14 protein-coding genes and 1 pseudogene are annotated in these 15,876 nt (G+C 59.4%); 13 read left to right on the forward strand and 2 right to left on the reverse strand.

What is annotated here, in order from left to right; genetic code table 11:
• Positions 1-59 precede the first annotated feature (59 nt).
• From nrfA to GV764_RS22325, 7 genes and pseudogenes are all read left to right on the forward strand, one after another.
• The gene (gene nrfA, locus GV764_RS01350) at positions 60-1,505 is read left to right on the forward strand and encodes an ammonia-forming nitrite reductase cytochrome c552 subunit (protein WP_161658754.1); all 1,446 of its coding nucleotides are present in this window, start codon (positions 60-62) and stop codon (positions 1,503-1,505) included.
• A 169-nt stretch (positions 1,506-1,674) separates the two neighbouring features.
• On the forward strand, positions 1,675-2,241 hold the full coding sequence (nrfB, locus tag GV764_RS01355) for a cytochrome c nitrite reductase pentaheme subunit (RefSeq protein WP_161658755.1): 567 nt from the start codon (positions 1,675-1,677) through the stop codon (positions 2,239-2,241).
• A complete protein-coding gene (nrfC, locus tag GV764_RS01360) occupies positions 2,238-2,909 on the forward strand; it encodes a cytochrome c nitrite reductase Fe-S protein (protein ID WP_161658756.1) in 672 nt (223 codons plus the stop codon). Before nrfB ends, nrfC begins: the two co-directional genes overlap by 4 nt.
• A complete protein-coding gene (nrfD, locus tag GV764_RS01365) occupies positions 2,906-3,856 on the forward strand; it encodes a cytochrome c nitrite reductase subunit NrfD (RefSeq protein WP_161658757.1) in 951 nt (316 codons plus the stop codon). Before nrfC ends, nrfD begins: the two co-directional genes overlap by 4 nt.
• Before the next feature lie 21 nt (positions 3,857-3,877).
• Positions 3,878-5,746 carry a heme lyase CcmF/NrfE family subunit gene (locus GV764_RS01370; protein WP_161658814.1) on the forward strand — a complete coding sequence of 623 codons (1,869 nt, stop codon included), beginning with the start codon at positions 3,878-3,880 and terminating at the stop codon, positions 5,744-5,746.
• Positions 5,739-6,074: pseudogene (gene nrfF / locus GV764_RS22320) on the forward strand (heme lyase NrfEFG subunit NrfF); the annotation flags it as partial. The gene GV764_RS01370 and the pseudogene nrfF, both read left to right, overlap by 8 nt.
• A 150-nt stretch (positions 6,075-6,224) precedes the next feature.
• A complete protein-coding gene (locus GV764_RS22325) occupies positions 6,225-6,845 on the forward strand; it encodes a TPR domain-containing protein (protein WP_476561202.1) in 621 nt (206 codons plus the stop codon).
• Here GV764_RS22325 and hypF read toward each other — a convergent pair.
• Together hypF and hypA are read right to left on the reverse strand one after the other, a co-directional pair.
• On the reverse strand, positions 6,836-9,073 hold the full coding sequence (hypF, locus tag GV764_RS01380; protein ID WP_161658759.1) for a carbamoyltransferase HypF: 2,238 nt from the start codon (positions 9,071-9,073) through the stop codon (positions 6,836-6,838). The genes GV764_RS22325 and hypF overlap by 10 nt on opposite strands.
• A complete protein-coding gene (hypA, locus tag GV764_RS01385) occupies positions 9,070-9,411 on the reverse strand; it encodes a hydrogenase maturation nickel metallochaperone HypA (RefSeq protein WP_161658760.1) in 342 nt (113 codons plus the stop codon). Before hypA ends, hypF begins: the two co-directional genes overlap by 4 nt.
• A 475-nt stretch (positions 9,412-9,886) precedes the next feature.
• Here hypA and hybO point away from each other — a divergent pair, with 475 nt between their 5' ends.
• The 6 genes from hybO to hybE are packed head-to-tail and all read left to right on the forward strand — an operon-like array spanning position 9,887 to position 15,853.
• Positions 9,887-11,017: a hydrogenase 2 small subunit gene (gene hybO / locus GV764_RS01390; protein WP_125292870.1), complete on the forward strand. Its 1,131-nt coding sequence runs from the start codon at positions 9,887-9,889 to the stop codon at positions 11,015-11,017.
• The gene (gene hybA / locus GV764_RS01395; protein ID WP_161658761.1) at positions 11,014-12,018 is read left to right on the forward strand and encodes a hydrogenase 2 operon protein HybA; all 1,005 of its coding nucleotides are present in this window, start codon (positions 11,014-11,016) and stop codon (positions 12,016-12,018) included. Before hybO ends, hybA begins: the two co-directional genes overlap by 4 nt.
• A complete protein-coding gene (hybB, locus tag GV764_RS01400) occupies positions 12,011-13,186 on the forward strand; it encodes a Ni/Fe-hydrogenase cytochrome b subunit (RefSeq protein ID WP_161658762.1) in 1,176 nt (391 codons plus the stop codon). The genes hybA and hybB overlap by 8 nt, the downstream gene beginning before the upstream one ends.
• On the forward strand, positions 13,183-14,883 hold the full coding sequence (hybC, locus tag GV764_RS01405; RefSeq protein WP_161658763.1) for a hydrogenase 2 large subunit: 1,701 nt from the start codon (positions 13,183-13,185) through the stop codon (positions 14,881-14,883). Before hybB ends, hybC begins: the two co-directional genes overlap by 4 nt.
• Positions 14,883-15,380 carry a HyaD/HybD family hydrogenase maturation endopeptidase gene (locus tag GV764_RS01410; protein WP_161658764.1) on the forward strand — a complete coding sequence of 166 codons (498 nt, stop codon included), beginning with the start codon at positions 14,883-14,885 and terminating at the stop codon, positions 15,378-15,380. The genes hybC and GV764_RS01410 overlap by 1 nt, the downstream gene beginning before the upstream one ends.
• Positions 15,365-15,853, forward strand: coding sequence for a hydrogenase-2 assembly chaperone (hybE, locus tag GV764_RS01415; protein ID WP_161658765.1), 489 nt, complete (start codon positions 15,365-15,367; stop codon positions 15,851-15,853). The genes GV764_RS01410 and hybE overlap by 16 nt, the downstream gene beginning before the upstream one ends.
• The last annotated feature ends 23 nt before the right edge of the window (positions 15,854-15,876 follow it).

The following is a 15,876-nucleotide window of genomic DNA, read 5'->3' on the forward strand; positions in this document are numbered from 1 at the left end:
ATTCCCTTTAGTGAATTAAAATAACCGCACAGACGCGGCTTACTTTGGACGGAACGCTCATGGCCAGGATAAGCAAATTTCTTCCCTACTTCTGGAGCCTATTCGCCGGCTTATTGTTGTTAAGCCCGGCACACGCAGAACAAGCTCCTGCTGCAACCGCACCCGCGAAAATTGAAGCGCATAATGAAGTTTTCGCGAATAAACATCCCGATCAATTCAATTCATGGAAAGCCACCAGCGAGCAATCTGAACGTGAAGATGCGCTGGCGGAAGACCCGAATATGGTGATCCTGTGGGCGGGCTATCCGTTCTCGCGGGATTACAACAAACCGCGCGGCCACGCTTATGCGCTCACTGATGTCCGTGAAACCCTGCGCACCGGCGCGCCGAAAACCGCCGAGGACGGCCCGCTGCCGATGGCCTGCTGGAGCTGTAAAAGCCCGGACGTCGCCCGCCTGATCCAGAAAGAGGGCGAAGCGGGTTACTTCCACGGCAAATGGGCGCGCGGCGGGCCGGAAATCGTTAACGATTTAGGCTGTGCCGACTGCCACAACACCGCCTCTGAAGACTTTGCTAAAGGCAAACCGGCGTTAACCCTGTCCCGCCCTTATGCGGCGCGCGCCATGGAAACCATCGGCAAACCGTTCGACAAAGCCAGCCGTCTGGATCAGCAGGCCATGGTCTGCGGCCAGTGCCACGTTGAATACTATTTCGACGGTAAAGACAAAGCGGTGAAATTCCCGTGGGATAACGGCCCGAACGTTGACGGTATGGAAAAATACTACGACGACATCGCCTTCTCCGACTGGGTGAACCCGCTGTCTAAAACCCCGATGCTAAAGGCGCAGCACCCGGAATATGAAACCTGGAGCGCTGGTATTCACGGCAAGAATAACGTGACCTGTATCGACTGCCATATGCCGAAGATGCAGAACGCCGAAGGCAAAATGTTTACCAGCCACAAGATTGGCAACCCGTTCGATACCTTCGATCAGACCTGTAAAAACTGCCACACCCAGACCAAAGAAGCGTTGCAGTCCGTGGTCGCCGAGCGTAAAGCCGCGATTCAGGATCTAAAACGTAAAGTGGAAGTTCAGCTGGTTCACGCGCACTTTGAAGCCAAAGCCGCGCTGGATGCCGGCGCGACCGACGAAGAAATGAAGCCGATTCAGACCGATATCCGCCACGCGCAATGGCGCTGGGACCTGGCGATCGCGTCGCACGGCGTTCATATGCACGCGCCGGATGAAGCGCTGCGTATGCTCGGCACCGCGCTGAATAAAGCCGCCGATGCCCGCGCGAAGCTGATTCGTCTGCTGGCGACCAAAGGCATCACCGAAGAAGTGCAACTGCCGGATATCTCTACCAAAGCCAAAGCCCAGGCGGCGATTGGCCTGGATATGCAGAAAATCAACGCAGAGAAACAGGACTTCCTGAAAACCGTGGTACCGCAATGGGACGATCAGGCGCGTAAAAACGGATTGCTGGGAACCGAAGGCAAATAACCCCTGTAAACAGGAGCCGCTCCATTAGGCGTAATTGGTGCAGCCAGATTGGGCACGGACAGCGCGGAAAAACCGGAGCGTACACGTAGTACGCGAGGATTTTGAGCACTGCCCAGGCCCAATAAGGCAAACAAAATAGCCTGATGGGGTGGCGAGAAATGGAGTCAATATGAGCGTACTACGTTCGTTATTTACTGCTGGGGTGCTGGCGTTAGGCTGTTTATGGATATTACCCGTCCAGGCTGCGCCGTCTTCCCAGGCAGACACCGATTCGAGCTATACCGTGACGCAGCAGCGCAATCCCGATAAGGCTTGTCTGGATTGCCATAAGCCTGAAAAAGAGGGGATGCACGGAAAGCACGCGGAAGCCATCAACCCGAACAACAATTTGCCGGTCACCTGTACCAACTGCCACGGCAATATTTCGCCGGAACACCGCAACGGCGTGAAAGATGCGATGCGGTTTAACGATCCGATGTACACCGTCGAGCAGCAGAACAGCGTTTGTATGGCGTGCCACCTGCCGGAACAGCTGCAAAAAGCGTTCTGGCCGCATAACGTGCATGCCACCAAAGTCGCCTGCGCCAGCTGCCACAATCTGCATCCGAAGCAGGACACGATGCAGACCCTGAACGATAAGAGTCGGATCAAACTTTGCGTCGATTGCCACCGCGACCAGCGTGACAATCCCGCGTTCAATCCCTCCTCGGTTCATCTGGGTAAGGAGCATCCATGACATGCTCTCGTCGTCAATTCGTGACCAGAATGGGGGCATTGATCGCCGTGAGCGGAACGATGGGGGTTTCTATTGCTCAGGCGCTCACCATCAACGGCGTGCGCTACGGCATGATCCACGACGAGTCGAAGTGTATTGGCTGCACGGCCTGCATGGACGCCTGCCGCGAAGTGAACCATGTGCCTGAGGGGGTATCGCGTCTGACGATTATTCAGAGCGAACCCATCGGCGAGTTTCCGGATGTGAAATACCAATTTTTCCGGAAATCCTGCCAGCACTGCGATCACGCGCCGTGCGTGGACGTGTGCCCGACCGGCGCATCGTTCCGCGACGCGGCGACCGGCATCGTGGATGTGAATCCCGATCTGTGCGTCGGTTGCCAGTACTGTATCGCCTCCTGCCCTTACCGCGTGCGGTTTATCCATCCGGAAAACAAAACGGCGGATAAATGCGATTTTTGCCGCAAGACTAACCTCAAGGAAGGCAAACTGCCGGCCTGTGTGCTGTCATGCCCTACCAGCGCGCTGACCTTCGGCAATCTCGACGATCCTGACAGCGAGATTTCGTTGATGCTGGCGAAGAAACCGACCTACCGTTACAAGCTGGCGCTGGGCACCAAACCCAAGGTGTACCGCGTGCCGTTTAAATATGGGGAGGTCACCCAATGAACCCCGTGAATCCAACCCCGTTCCATTTTGAATCACTGGTCTGGGACTGGCCGATTGCCGTCTATCTGTTTCTGATTGGTATTTCGGCCGGGCTGGTTACGCTGTCGATTCTGCTGCGCCGTTATCACCCGACGCTGGGCGGTTCGCAAAGTACCCTCATCCGCACCACGCTGGTGCTGGCGCCGACCACCATTATTCTCGGCCTGCTGATCCTGATCCTGCATCTGACGCGGCCCTGGACCTTCTGGAAGCTGATGTTCCATTACAGCCTGACGTCGGTGATGTCGATGGGCGTGATGCTGTTCCAGGTTTATATGGCTGTGATGGTGGTGTGGCTGGCGAAAATCTTTGAAAGCGACGTGCTGAAGCTGCAACAGCGCTGGCTGCCGCGCTTTACGTTCGTGCGTACCGTGCTAGGCTGGCTGACGCCGTTTCAGCGCCCCATCGAAACGCTGATGCTGGTACTGGCGGTGCTGCTGGGCGCGTATACCGGCTTCCTGCTGTCGGCGCTGAAATCCTATCCGCTGCTGAACAACCCGATCCTTCCGGCGCTGTTTTTGTTCTCGGGAATTTCTTCCGGCGCGGCGGTGGCGCTGCTCGCCATGTTCCGCGACCCGCATAACAAAGAGGCGCATTTTCTCCACAAGCTGGAAACCCCGGTGATCTGGCTGGAAATCTTCCTGCTGGCGGCGTTTTTCGTCGGTCTGGCATTAGGGGATGACGGGAAAATGCGTTCGCTGGCGGCGGCGCTCGGCGGCGGATTCTGGACATGGTGGTTCTGGATCGGCGTGGTGGGCATCGGGCTGTTAATCCCGATGCTGCTGAAACGCCTGCTGCCGCAGGCGGCGACGCCCTCCGGCGTGCTGCTGATCAGCGGAGCCAGCCTGACCGGCGTGTTGCTGCTGCGCTTTTTTATTCTCTATGCGGGGCAATTAACCGTTGTGTGAGCAGGGTGAAGCGTGGAACTGATGTTGCCCGAAAGTGGGTTTATAGCCCTGCTTCTTGCCTGCGGTATCTCGGCGGCGACAGCCTGGCTGGCGCTTGCCGGATACCGATCTCGCTGGTCCGGCGTTTCTCGCCTGGCCAGCTCTCTTACCCTCGCCCAGTTCGGCCTGCTACTGCTGGCGTTTGGGCTGCTGATCCTGGCGTTCCTCTCTGACGATTTCACCCTGGTGTATGCGGCGCAGCACGGCCACCGCCAGTTGCCGTTTGGCCTCAAGCTCGCCGCCGTCTGGGGCGGTCATGAAGGATCTTTGCTGCTGTGGGTGTTGTGCTTGTCCGGCTGGAGCGCCCTGTTCGCCTGGCGCTATCGCCACGCGCAGGACCCGTTTTTCGCGCTGACGCTCGCCCTGCTCGGGATCATCACCGCCGCGTTGCTGATCTTCGTGCTGCTGTACTCCGACCCGTTTACCCGTATTTTCCCGCCCGCCATCGAAGGGCGAGATTTAAACCCGATGCTGCAACATATCGGGCTGATCCTGCACCCGCCGTTGCTGTATCTGGGCTACGGCGGCCTGACCGTTGCCGCCGCCGTATCGCTTGCCGCCCTGCTGCGCGGAGAATTTAACGCGGCGATGGCCGGGCTGTGCTGGCGCTGGACGGTGCCCGCCTGGAGTGCGTTAACCGCCGGTATCGTGCTCGGCTCCTGGTGGGCGTACAGCGAGCTGGGCTGGGGCGGCTGGTGGTTCTGGGATCCGGTGGAAAACGCCTCGTTGCTGCCGTGGCTCACCGCCAGCGCGTTGATGCACAGCCTGTACGCCACCCGCGCGCGCGGCGTATTCCGCCACTGGTCGCTGCTGCTGGCGATTTTTGGCTTTATTTTCAGCCTGCTGGGCACGCTGATTGTGCGCTCTGGCGTGCTGATGTCGGTCCACGCCTTCGCGCTGGATAACGAACGCGCCGCGCCGCTGTTCACCCTGTTTATCGCCCTGAGCGCCGGCGCGCTGGCGCTGTACGGCTGGCGCGCCAGAGAGTGGAAACCGGCGGCGCGTTTCGCGGGCTGGTCGCGGGAAACCTGGCTGCTGCTGTGCCTGCTGTTGTTTACCGCCGTGGTAGTGATTGTGCTGTTAGGCACCCTGTATCCGATGCTGTATACCCTGTTCGGCTGGGGCAAGATTTCAGTCGGCGCGCCCTACTTCAATACCGTGCTGCTGCCGTTTGGTCTGGCGATGTTATTGGTGATCGGGCTGGCAGCGGGAAGTGCCTGGAAACGCAGCCCGCGCTGGACGCGCCTGCGCCTGTTCGGCTCACTCGCCATCGCCGTGCTGGCCGCCGTTGCCCTGCATTCTCACGGAATCATCGTCGCCTCCGCCACCGCGCTGGTGTGCTGGGTATTGAGCGCCCAGTGGCTGACCTCACCCACCTTGTTAAAGCGCCAGTTGCCGATGCTGCTGGCCCACACCGGCGTCGGGATTTTCGCCCTGGGGATAGTGTTTTCCTCCGGCGAAAAACAGGAAATGAGCCTTAACGTCACCCAAGGCGAGCAGGTCAGCGTGGCGGGCTACCAGTTCCGCTTCCACACCCTGAATCTGCTGGCCGAAAAAAACTACACCGCCGAGCAGGCGCTTATCGACATCAGCCGGGATAATCAGCCGATTGCCCATGTCGCTCCGGAACGGCGTTTTTACACTGCCCGCGGCCAGCTGATGATCGAGCCGGGTATCGCCTGGGATCTGCTGAGCGAGTGGTATGTGGTGATGGGCGAGAAAACCGGCGACAACCGCTACGCCATGCGCTTTTACGTACAGAGCGGCATCCGCTGGATATGGTTTGGCGCCGGGATCATGATGGCCGGCGCCCTGCTGGGCTGGTGGCGCGGGAGAAAAGCCTATGCGTAAGCTGATCGTTCTGCTGTGGGCGCTGCTCGCGCCGCTGTGCCAGGCGCAACTGGTGGATACCTGGGCATTCCACAGCCCGGAACAGCAGCAACAGGCGTTGAAAGTCGCCGGGCAGCTGCGTTGCCCACAGTGCCAGAACCAGAGCCTGCTGGAATCCAATTCCCCGGTGGCGGTCAGTATGCGCCATGAAGTCTACGCCCTGACCGAAGCGGGCAAATCCGAAGCGGAAATCATGACCTTTATGACATCGCGCTACGGGGAGTTTGTTCGCTATAAGCCACGGCTGCAGCGTGAAACCAGCGTTCTGTGGTTTACGCCGCTGGCCCTGCTGCTGGGCATTGGCCTGGCGATGGTGTGGATGCGGCGGCGCGGCGCGCGCGGGCAGGCCGATGTGATCCACCGCGCCCAGGGTGCCATTGCCCGCCATGCGCAGTCGCAAACTCAGGACGAGGCGTTAAAACAGGAGCTGACGCAGGACATTCCCGATACGCCAGCGGATATCTGGCAGCCGCAGCGCGCGCTGCCTGCCCGCGCGGTGTGGTTATCGCTTGCCGCGGTACTGCTTATCAGCGGGGGAATTTACGCGTTAACGGGCCGCGTCCCGGCGGTAATGACTGAGCACAAACGGCTTGCCGATCCGCTACTGAATTTCACCGACGAAGAAATGGTCGAGCAGCAACTCGCGGCGCTCCAGCAAAAAATCCGCGCTAATCCGCAGGACAGCACGCTGTGGGCGGAGCTGGGCGAATATTACCTTTACCGCAACAGCTACCAGAACGCGTACCTGGCATATCAGCGCGCGATGGTATTGCGCGGCGAAAATGCCGAGCTGTGGTCGGCGCTCGCCACGGTGCGTTATTACCAGGCCGGGCAGAAGATGACCGACGAAACCCGCCAGCTTATCGACAACGCCCTGGCGCTGGACGGCAACGAAGTGACCGCCCGGATGTTGCTGGCGTCCGACGCCTTTATGCATGCCGATTACGCCGAAGCCATTAGCCAGTGGCAACGCCTGCTCGATCTCAACTCACCGCGCGTTAACCGGGCGAAGCTGATCGAAGCCATCAACATGGCGAAGTTGCTGCAAAATCAGGGCTGATTGCGCAACCAGCGCGCCGCTGCCACCACCGCCTGGCCGAATGATACCGCGCCGTCTCCTGCCGGAAGCTGCATCGGAAAGCGCAGATCGAAATCCGTCAGATAGTGGGCAAAGCGCGCCTTCAGTAACCGGTTATGCAGCACGCCGCCGGAAAAAACGATGGTGTTAATGCCCCGCAGCCGGGCTTGATGGCGCGCCATCTCCGCAAATCCCTGCGCCAGCGCGTCGTGGAACGCATACGCCCGCTCGGCATCCGGCGCTTGCCAGGCCAGCCACTGTTGCCAGAACGCAGCCATATCCAGTTCATCATTGATAAACGGCAGTGTGACCGGATGCGCGGTCTTCACCGCCTGTATAGCCAGCGCTTCCAGCCGACAGGCGGCTTCGCCTTCATAGCTTTGCGCGCCCGGCACAAGGCCCAGCGCGCAGGCCACCGCGTCAAACAGTCGCCCGGTCGACGAGGCCAGCGGCGCATTAATTTGCCGTGTGATGGCGCGCGTCAGCACTTCACAGGCGTGTGAATGCAATACTTTAGCTTCTGGATAGCTCTGCCAGTCAGGAACAAACGCCAGCCACTGCGCCAGCAGATTACGCCACGGCTGGCGCGCCGCCAGATCGCCGCCAGGCAGCGCCACCGCCGGTAATCCGCCTAACCGCTCGCAGTGGACATAATCCACCAGCAGGCATTCACCGCCCCACAGCTGGTCATCCGCGCCGTAGCCGATACCGTCGAGCGTCAGCGCGATCGCCGCGCCGCCGTCCAGCGGCCACTGGTGTTCCGCCAGACATGCGGCGGCGTGAGCGTGGTGATGCAACACCACGTCCGCAGACGGGTCCATTTCGCGCCCCATCTGGCTGCTGATATAGCCGGGATGGGCATCCACCGCGATCCGCGCCGGGGTAAAGTCATACAGGTCACGCATGATTTTCAGCGCCAGTTGCCACTGCGCCGGGACGCGCTCTTCAGTGAGATCCCCCAGATGTTGGCTGAGCACGGCGCTGTTGCCGCGCAGCAAACAAAAGGTGTTTTTCAGATCCGCGCCCACCGCCAGTATCGGCGGCAGCCCCTCAAAACCCGGCGGCAGCGTAATGGCGTCGGGCACATAGCCCCGGGCGCGGCGCATCACTTCGCCGCTCTGACGCACCACGGAATCATCCATCCGCTGGTTGATATCGCGATTGTGCAGCAGCCAGCCGTCGGCGATCTCCGCCAGCTCGTCCAGCGCCTGCTGATTGGTGATGGCGGGCGGTCTGCCATTCAGATTGCCCGAGGTCATCACCAGCGGCGCGCCAAACGCCTGCAACAGCAGATGCTGTAACGGGTTGGCGGGCAGCATCACGCCGATTTCGCCGAGGCCGGGGGCGATATAGCGGCTCAGGCCGGAAACGGATGTCGCCTCCACCAGCACCACCGGCGCGGCGGGAGAACGCAGCAGAGACAGCGCCGCATCAGGGAGACCTGCGCCATCCGGCAGCATCACCGCCAGCGGTTTCGCGGGGCGCTGTTTGCGTTCACGCAGGCGTAATACGGCGTGGTCGCTGCGCGCGTCCACCGCCAGGTGCATCCCGCCCAGCCCTTTGATGGCAACGATCTCGCCGCGCCGCAACGCCGCTACGGCAGCCTCCAGCGCATCATCGCGATAAAAAGTTTCTTCGCCCTGCCGCCAGAAAAGCTGCGGGCCGCAAACCGGGCAGGCCAGCGGCTGGGCATGGAATCGGCGGTCCAGCGGGTTGCGGTATTCACGCTCGCAGTCCGGGCAGAGCGGAAACGCCGCCATCACGGTATACGCCCGGTCATAAGGCATCGCCTTAATAATGGTGAGCCGGGGGCCACAGTGGGTGCAGTTAGTGAACGGGTAGCGGTAACGCCGGTTGCCGGGCGTGTTGATCTCTTCCAGGCATGCCGGACAGGTGGCGGCATCCGGGACGATTTGCGTATCCATGGCGCACTGCTGGCTTTGCACGATAACGAAATCCTGCGGCGCGGCATCCCAGACAAATTCGCTGCGCGCCACGGAATGGATAGCGGCCAGCGGCGGGCACTGCGCGTATAGCTGCGCGACAAAATCCCCTTCGCTGCCCGCAATACGCACCACCACGCCGTTACCGGTATTGCAGACGTCACCTTTAAGATCCAACCGCTGCGCCAGCTGCCAGACAAAGGGCCGAAACCCGACGCCCTGGACTTTACCGCGAATATGCAGCTGAACGCCGGAAGTCTGCGTCATTCGACCTCCATTTCACGCACCCGCATCGCGTTGCCTTTATCAATCTGGATCTCCCAGGAGCCGCAGTGCGGGCAGGGCGAGGCATGTTGCTCGACGCTAAACGCGCTGTCGCAGGCAAAACACCAGCCTTTCGCCGGCACAATATCAATATGAAACTGCGCTTCCGACGCCACGGTTCCCCGGCGCGCCACTTCAAGGCCAAACTGTAGTGAGGAGAGTTCGACGCACGCCAGCGCGCCGACATCCAGCCAGACATGGGTAATGCGCTGGAAATGTCCGGTCGCGGCCTGATCTTCCAGCAACTGAATAACGCCCTGGGCTAACGATAATTCATGCATATTTTAAGTGTGGATTTAAAATTAAGAATTTACAAATATACTCTGCCTGACATCCATTTATTTTTCATTGATGGATAACAAGGTGGAATTACTGAAAGCCAATAACATTATTTAACCAGGTTATCATCAACCCCCGTGATAAGCCGCCCGGCGTACGTTATCAATAATTCTTCTCAATTATTCGATTATTATTTTTGGATACCCCTTACGGGTTATATTTTGCGCAGGATTAACTTTTTTATTCATCGGAATATTCATCTAACAGGATGACTGAAACGTTCAGTCTCACAATATTGTTCATCTCGCGGAATCAATTAAAGTTTCGTTGATAAGTGTCAAAAAAATAATTATCAAAAGTTTCACTGTATAGCCCACAACGAAAACAAGGACTTTATGCTCGTGAAACCTCACGTCGCAGGGACGATAGCTTGCCTGCATCCGGGGATTTCAGAGCAGAGGCTTTCGGGAGAACAGCATGTCCGAAGGACAACAGGCTTTTTATCATAATGGTATTTCACGTCGTGATTTCATGACGCTATGTGCAGCATTGTCGGCAACGATGGGGTTAACAGGCACCGCATCCGCGGAGATGGTTGAGGCGATGTCTTCGCCGTCCCGTCCGCCGGTGGTCTGGATTGGCGCGCAGGAATGTACCGGTTGTACGGAATCACTTTTACGCTCAACGCATCCCACGGTAGAAAATCTGGTGCTGGATGTGATTTCCCTTGAGTACCACGAGGTGCTTTCCGCCGCCTTTGGTCACCAGGTGGAAGAAAACAAACACCGCGCCCTGGAACAGTACAAAGGCAAATTTGTGCTGGTCGTGGATGGGTCAATTCCGCTGAAAGACGGCGGCATTTACTGCATGGTGGCAGGTAAACCTATTGTCGAGCACATCCGCGAAGCGGCGGCCAATGCGGCGGCGGTGATTGCGATCGGCTCCTGCGCGGCCTGGGGCGGCGTCCCGGCGACGGGCGTGAACCCGACCGGCGCGGTTTCGCTACAGGATGTGATCCCCAACATTCCGGTCATCAATATTCCCGGCTGCCCGCCGAACCCGCATAACTTCCTGGCGACCGTGGCGCATGTGATCACTTTTAACCGTCCGCCGAAGCTGGATGCCAAAAACCGTCCGCTGTTCGCCTATGAACGTTTGATCCACGAAAACTGCGAGCGCCGCCCGCATTTCGACGCCGGGCGTTTTGCCCGTGAATTCGGCGATGAGGGCCACCGTCAGGGCTGGTGCCTGTACCATTTAGGCTGTAAAGGGCCGGAAACCTACGGCAACTGCTCGACGCTGGAATTTTGCGACGTGGGCGGCGGGATTTGGCCGGTCGGCATCGGGCACCCCTGCTACGGCTGTAACGAAGAAGGCATCGGCTTTAAAAAAGGCATCTTCCAGCTGGCCGAAGTGCACCAGCCCACGCCGCGCGCGCAGGTGCCGGAGGTGAATCGCCCGGAAGGCGGCGCGGTTTCCATGAGCGCGGTCGGGCTGCTGGGCGCGGTAGTCGGCGCAGTCGGCGGCGTCAGCGTGATGGCGGTGAAACAGCTTGGCCGTAAAAATCCAGCCGATAAATCCGCTGCGGATCGGGAGGAGAAGCATTGAACCGGCGTCACTTCTTTAAGCTGGCTTCCGGGGGCGCAGTATTAGCAGGGATGGCTCCCGCCGTACAAGCCGCAGCAGAAAACCGCCCACCGATCCCCGGTGCGCTCGGCATGTTGTTTGACTCGACCCTGTGCGTGGGTTGCCAGGCCTGCGTCAGCAAATGCCAGGAAATTAACCATCCGCAAACCAGCGAATACCGTGGGGATACCTATGCCCACGGCGATAACACCTGGTCGGTGAACGATAAGCTCAGCCCCTACACCAATAACATCATCCAGATTTGGCGCAGCGGCGACGGCACCCACAAAAATCAGGAAAAAGACGGTTACGCGTTTATCAAGAAACAGTGCATGCACTGCGTCGACCCGAACTGCGTCTCCGCCTGCCCGGTCTCGGCGCTGACCAAAAACCCGAAGACCGGCATCGTGCAATATGACAAAGACATTTGCACCGGCTGCCGCTACTGCATGGTGGCCTGCCCGTTCAACGTGCCGAAATACGATTACGATCATCCGTTCGGCTATATCCACAAGTGCGAACTGTGCAATCAGAAAGGCGTTGAGCGCCTCGATAAAGGCGGTCTGCCCGGCTGTACCGAGGTCTGCCCCACCGGCGCGGTGATTTTCGGCACCCGCGAGGAGCTGCTGGCGGAGGCCAAAAAACGCCTCGCCCAGCAGCCTGGCAGCGAGTACCCCTATCCACGCCAGCGGGTGAATGGCCAGGATGTCTATCTGCATCCGGTTGCCCATTATCAGTCGCATATTTATGGCGAAATGGAAGGCGGCGGCACCCAGGTGCTGGTGCTGTCGGGCGTTCAGTTTGAGCACTTTGGGCTGCCTGCGCTCGATCCGCTGGCGACCGGGGCGCGTTCCGAGCACGTCCAGCACTCGCTGTATAAAGGCATGATTTTGCCGGTGGCGGCGCTGGCGGGCATCACTTTCCTGGTGCGCCGCAACTCCCGTATTCAGCATGAACAACACAAGGAGGATGGCCATGAGTGACCATGCGCTTCGTCCCCTCGGCGGTAAGCTGTTTAGCTTTAGCATCAAGGTGCTCGCGCCGCTGGTGATTATCTGTTTCCTGCTGGTCGCCAAACGTCTGGTGATGGGGATTGGCGATGTCTCCGATCTCAACGGCGGTTACCCGTGGGGCATCTGGATCGCCTTCGACCTGCTGATCGGCACCGGCTTCGCCTGCGGCGGCTGGGCGCTCGCCTGGGCGGTGTATGTGTTCAACCGCGGCGAATACCACGACCTGGTGCGCCCGGCGCTGCTGGCGAGTTTGTTCGGTTACTCCATGGGCGGGCTGTCGATCACTATCGACCTGGGCCGCTACTGGAATATGCCCAACTTCTTTATGCCCGCGCACTTCAACCCCAACTCGGTGCTGTTTGAAACCGCCGTCTGTATGACCATCTACATCGGCGTGATGAGCCTTGAGCTGCTGCCTGCGCTGCTGGAACGGCTGGGCTGGAAAGTGTCGCTGCGCCGTCTGAATAGCGTAATGTTTTTCATCATCGGCCTCGGCGCGCTGCTGCCGTCCATGCACCAGTCCTCTATGGGTTCGCTGATGATCGTGGCGGGCTATAAGGTGCATCCGCTGTGGCAAAGTTATGAGCTGCTGCCGCTGTTCTCGCTGTTAACGGCGTTCATCATGGGCTTCTCGATTGTGATTTTCGAAGGCTCGCTGCTGAAAGCCAGCAATACCATCCAACAGGATGAAACGCCGCTGTTCCGTAAGCTCACCAATGTGATCAAGGTATTCCTGTGCCTGTTCCTGGTGCTGCGCATCGGCGAAGTGGTGTGGCACGGCAAGCTGCCGCTGGTGTTTGCCGGCGATCGCTACGCCTGGCTGTTTATTGCCGAAATCGTGCTGCTGGCGTTACCGCTGGTGATGCTGCAAAGCGCCATGCGCCATAGCGCGCGCGGGCTGTTTATCAGCGCGGTCTGCCTGCTGCTCGGCGCGGCGCTGTGGCGTATGAACTATTCGCTGCTCGCTTACGACCCGGGCAATGGCTATCACTATTTCCCCACCGCCAGCGAAATCCTGATTTCCATCGGCTTTGTCGCCGTTGAAATCGCCGCATACGTATTACTTACCCGTTTACTGCCAATTTTACCTGCGCAACAGGCCCGGTCAGAACGCATTAAGGAAGAGATAAAATTATGAGTCAACGTATCACTATTGATCCCATTACTCGCATCGAAGGCCACTTGCGGATCGACTGTGAAATTGAGCAGGGTAAGGTGGTTAAGGCGTGGTCCTCCGGCACCATGTGGCGCGGCATGGAAGAGATTGTTAAAGGCCACGATCCACGCGATGCCTGGATTATCGTGCAGCGTATCTGCGGGGTGTGCACCACTATTCACGCTATCGCCTCGGTACGCGCGGTGGAAAACGCCCTGAAAATGGAGATCCCGGTTAACGCCCAGTACATCCGCAACCTGATCCTCGCCGCGCACCAGATCCACGACCATATCGTGCATTTCTATCAGCTTTCTGCGCTCGACTGGGTGGATATCACCTCGGCGCTGAAGGCCGACCCGGAAAAAGCCGAAGCGATGCTGAAAGGCGTTTCCAGCTGGTCGCTGAACAGCGCGGCGGAATTCACCAAAGTGAAGCAGAAAATTCAGGCGCTGGTGGACAGCGGTCAGTTGGGCATTTTCGCCAACGGCTACTGGGGCCACAGCGAAATGAAGCTGTCGCCGGAAGTAAACCTGATTGCCGTGGCGCACTATTTACAGGCGCTGGAGTGCCAGCGCGATGCTAACCGCATCGTGGCGATCCTCGGGGGTAAAACCCCGCACATCCAGAACCTGGCGGTCGGCGGCGTGGCGAACCCGATCAACCTCGACGCGCCGAGCGTGCTGAACCTTGAGCGGCTGATGTACGTGAAGTCGTTTATCGACAAGCTGGGCGACTTTATCGAACAGGTGTACAAGCCGGACGCGGTGATTTTCGCCGCCAGCTACCCGCAGTGGCTGCAACTGGGTAAAGCCGCCGATTTCTACCTGGCGGTGCCGGATTTGCCGGTCGATCGCAAAGGCGAAACCTTCGCTATCCCGGGCGGCTATATGAAAGGCGCGGATTTCACCACTTTCCGCCCTATCACCAGTCATACCGATAAATACCTGATCGACGGCATCGAAGAGAGTGGCAAACACGCCTGGTACAAAGACGACCAACCGCTGAAACCGTGGGAAGGCGAAACCAGGCCGCAGTACACCGGCTGGCAGGAAGACGGCAAATACTCGTGGGTGAAAGCGCCGACGTTTTACGGCAAACCGGTGGAAGTCGGCCCGCTGGCCTGGCTGCTGTGCGGCCTGGCGGCGAAACATGAAGGCACCGTCGCCCATTACGAAGGCATGAGCAAGCTGTACCAGACGTTGACCGGCCAGACGCTAACGCCGGATCAGCTGCAATCCACCTGGGGCCGTATTCTGGGCCGCGCCGTGCGTACCGGCGTATTGCAGGATTCACTGACCCAGCAGTATCAACTGCTGATCGACAACATTAAGCGCGGCGATTATGAGACCTTCGTGAAGCCGGAATTCCCGGCGGGCGAAATTCGCGGCGTGGGTTTTGAAGAAGCCTCGCGCGGCATGTTGTCCCACTGGATTGTGATTAAAGACGGCAAGATCGCTAACTATCAGGCGGTGGTTCCCTCTACCTGGAACGCCGGGCCACGCAACTTTAACGATGAGCCGGGCCCTTACGAGCGCGCGCTGATCGGCACCACCGTCGCTGACCCGGAAAAACCGCTGGAAGTGGTGCGCACTGTGCACTCCTTCGACCCGTGCATGTCCTGCGCGGTGCATATGGTGGATCTCACCGGTAAAGAGCTGAGCAAGGTTAAGGTGCTGTAATGCGCACACTGGTATTAGGGATTGGCAATCTGCTGCTGAGCGACGAGGGGATTGGCGTTCGCGCCATTCAGGCCCTGGAAGCGCACTATCAGCTCCCCCCGGAGGTCGAACTGTTTGACGGCGGCACCTCCGGCATGGAGCTGATGGAGGCCATGGCGGACCGGGATTTGCTGATCGTGGTGGATGCGGTGCGCAGCAATCACGAGGCGGGCAGCGTGTTTATCCTCGAAGATGACGAGGTGCCCGCGCTGTTTACCGAGAAACTCTCCCCGCATCAGCTTGGCCTGTGCGATGTGCTGATGGCGCTGAAAATGACCGGGGAGTACCCCCGGAAGTTGATTCTGATTGGCATCGAACCGGCGTCTCTGGCGCCGGGCATGACGCTGACTGCTACCGCCCGGCGGGCGCTGGACGTGGCGCTGCGCGAAGTGCAGCGCCTGCTGGCGGAGCACGGAACAGCAATACAACGGCAGGATGAACCATGCGCGACGATCTGATCCGGGACGTAGAAGGCTGGCGCAGCAGCCCGGCGGCGGCGCTGGAGGCGCATTTTCACCGCGTCGCCGAACAGCAAATGGCCGCGCTGCCGTTTTATCAGGCGCATATGCCGATCAAAGCCTGCGGTTTTCAGCGCTTTGAAGACCAGTGGGTCGGGGCGATGTTAACGCCGTGGATGCTGGAGTTGATGGTGCTGCCTGGCCCCGACCAGCAGTGGCCGCGCCGTCAGGTGGGTTCCCGGCTGGCGCTGTCCTTCCCGGCGGGCGATATGGCGTTTCGCGTCGGCGAGTTAACGCCGGAGCTGCATTACGTCGCCTGTTCGCTGATGTCGCCGCTCGATCCGCATCTCGACGCCGAACAGGCCATTACGCTGGCGGAAAACAGCGTCAGCCTGGCGCTGTCGTTACCGGTTCGGCGCGACGCGCCGGTCAATATGAGCCGTCGGGCCTTACTGCGCGGCAAAGTCGCCTGAGTTAAGCATTACAGGAGTTAATT

The organism is Atlantibacter hermannii (assembly GCF_009907385.1).
In the GTDB taxonomy this organism is placed as follows: domain Bacteria; phylum Pseudomonadota; class Gammaproteobacteria; order Enterobacterales; family Enterobacteriaceae; genus Atlantibacter; species Atlantibacter hermannii_A.

Excerpts from the sequence above, each read along its gene's own strand:
- nrfC (WP_161658756.1), top strand. The coding sequence starts at position 2,238 with ATGACATGCTCTCGTCGTCAATTCGTGACCAGAATGGGGGCATTGATC.
- hypF (WP_161658759.1), bottom strand. The coding sequence starts at position 9,073 with ATGACGCAGACTTCCGGCGTTCAGCTGCATATTCGCGGTAAAGTCCAG.
- GV764_RS01370 (WP_161658814.1), top strand. The coding sequence starts at position 3,878 with ATGTTGCCCGAAAGTGGGTTTATAGCCCTGCTTCTTGCCTGCGGTATC.
- nrfB (WP_161658755.1), top strand. The coding sequence starts at position 1,675 with ATGAGCGTACTACGTTCGTTATTTACTGCTGGGGTGCTGGCGTTAGGC.
- hybE (WP_161658765.1), top strand. The coding sequence starts at position 15,365 with ATGCGCGACGATCTGATCCGGGACGTAGAAGGCTGGCGCAGCAGCCCG.
- hybO (WP_125292870.1), top strand. The coding sequence starts at position 9,887 with ATGTCCGAAGGACAACAGGCTTTTTATCATAATGGTATTTCACGTCGT.
- hypA (WP_161658760.1), bottom strand. The coding sequence starts at position 9,411 with ATGCATGAATTATCGTTAGCCCAGGGCGTTATTCAGTTGCTGGAAGAT.
- nrfA (WP_161658754.1), top strand. The coding sequence starts at position 60 with ATGGCCAGGATAAGCAAATTTCTTCCCTACTTCTGGAGCCTATTCGCC.
- nrfD (WP_161658757.1), top strand. The coding sequence starts at position 2,906 with ATGAACCCCGTGAATCCAACCCCGTTCCATTTTGAATCACTGGTCTGG.
- hybC (WP_161658763.1), top strand. The coding sequence starts at position 13,183 with ATGAGTCAACGTATCACTATTGATCCCATTACTCGCATCGAAGGCCAC.
- GV764_RS01410 (WP_161658764.1), top strand. The coding sequence starts at position 14,883 with ATGCGCACACTGGTATTAGGGATTGGCAATCTGCTGCTGAGCGACGAG.
- hybB (WP_161658762.1), top strand. The coding sequence starts at position 12,011 with ATGAGTGACCATGCGCTTCGTCCCCTCGGCGGTAAGCTGTTTAGCTTT.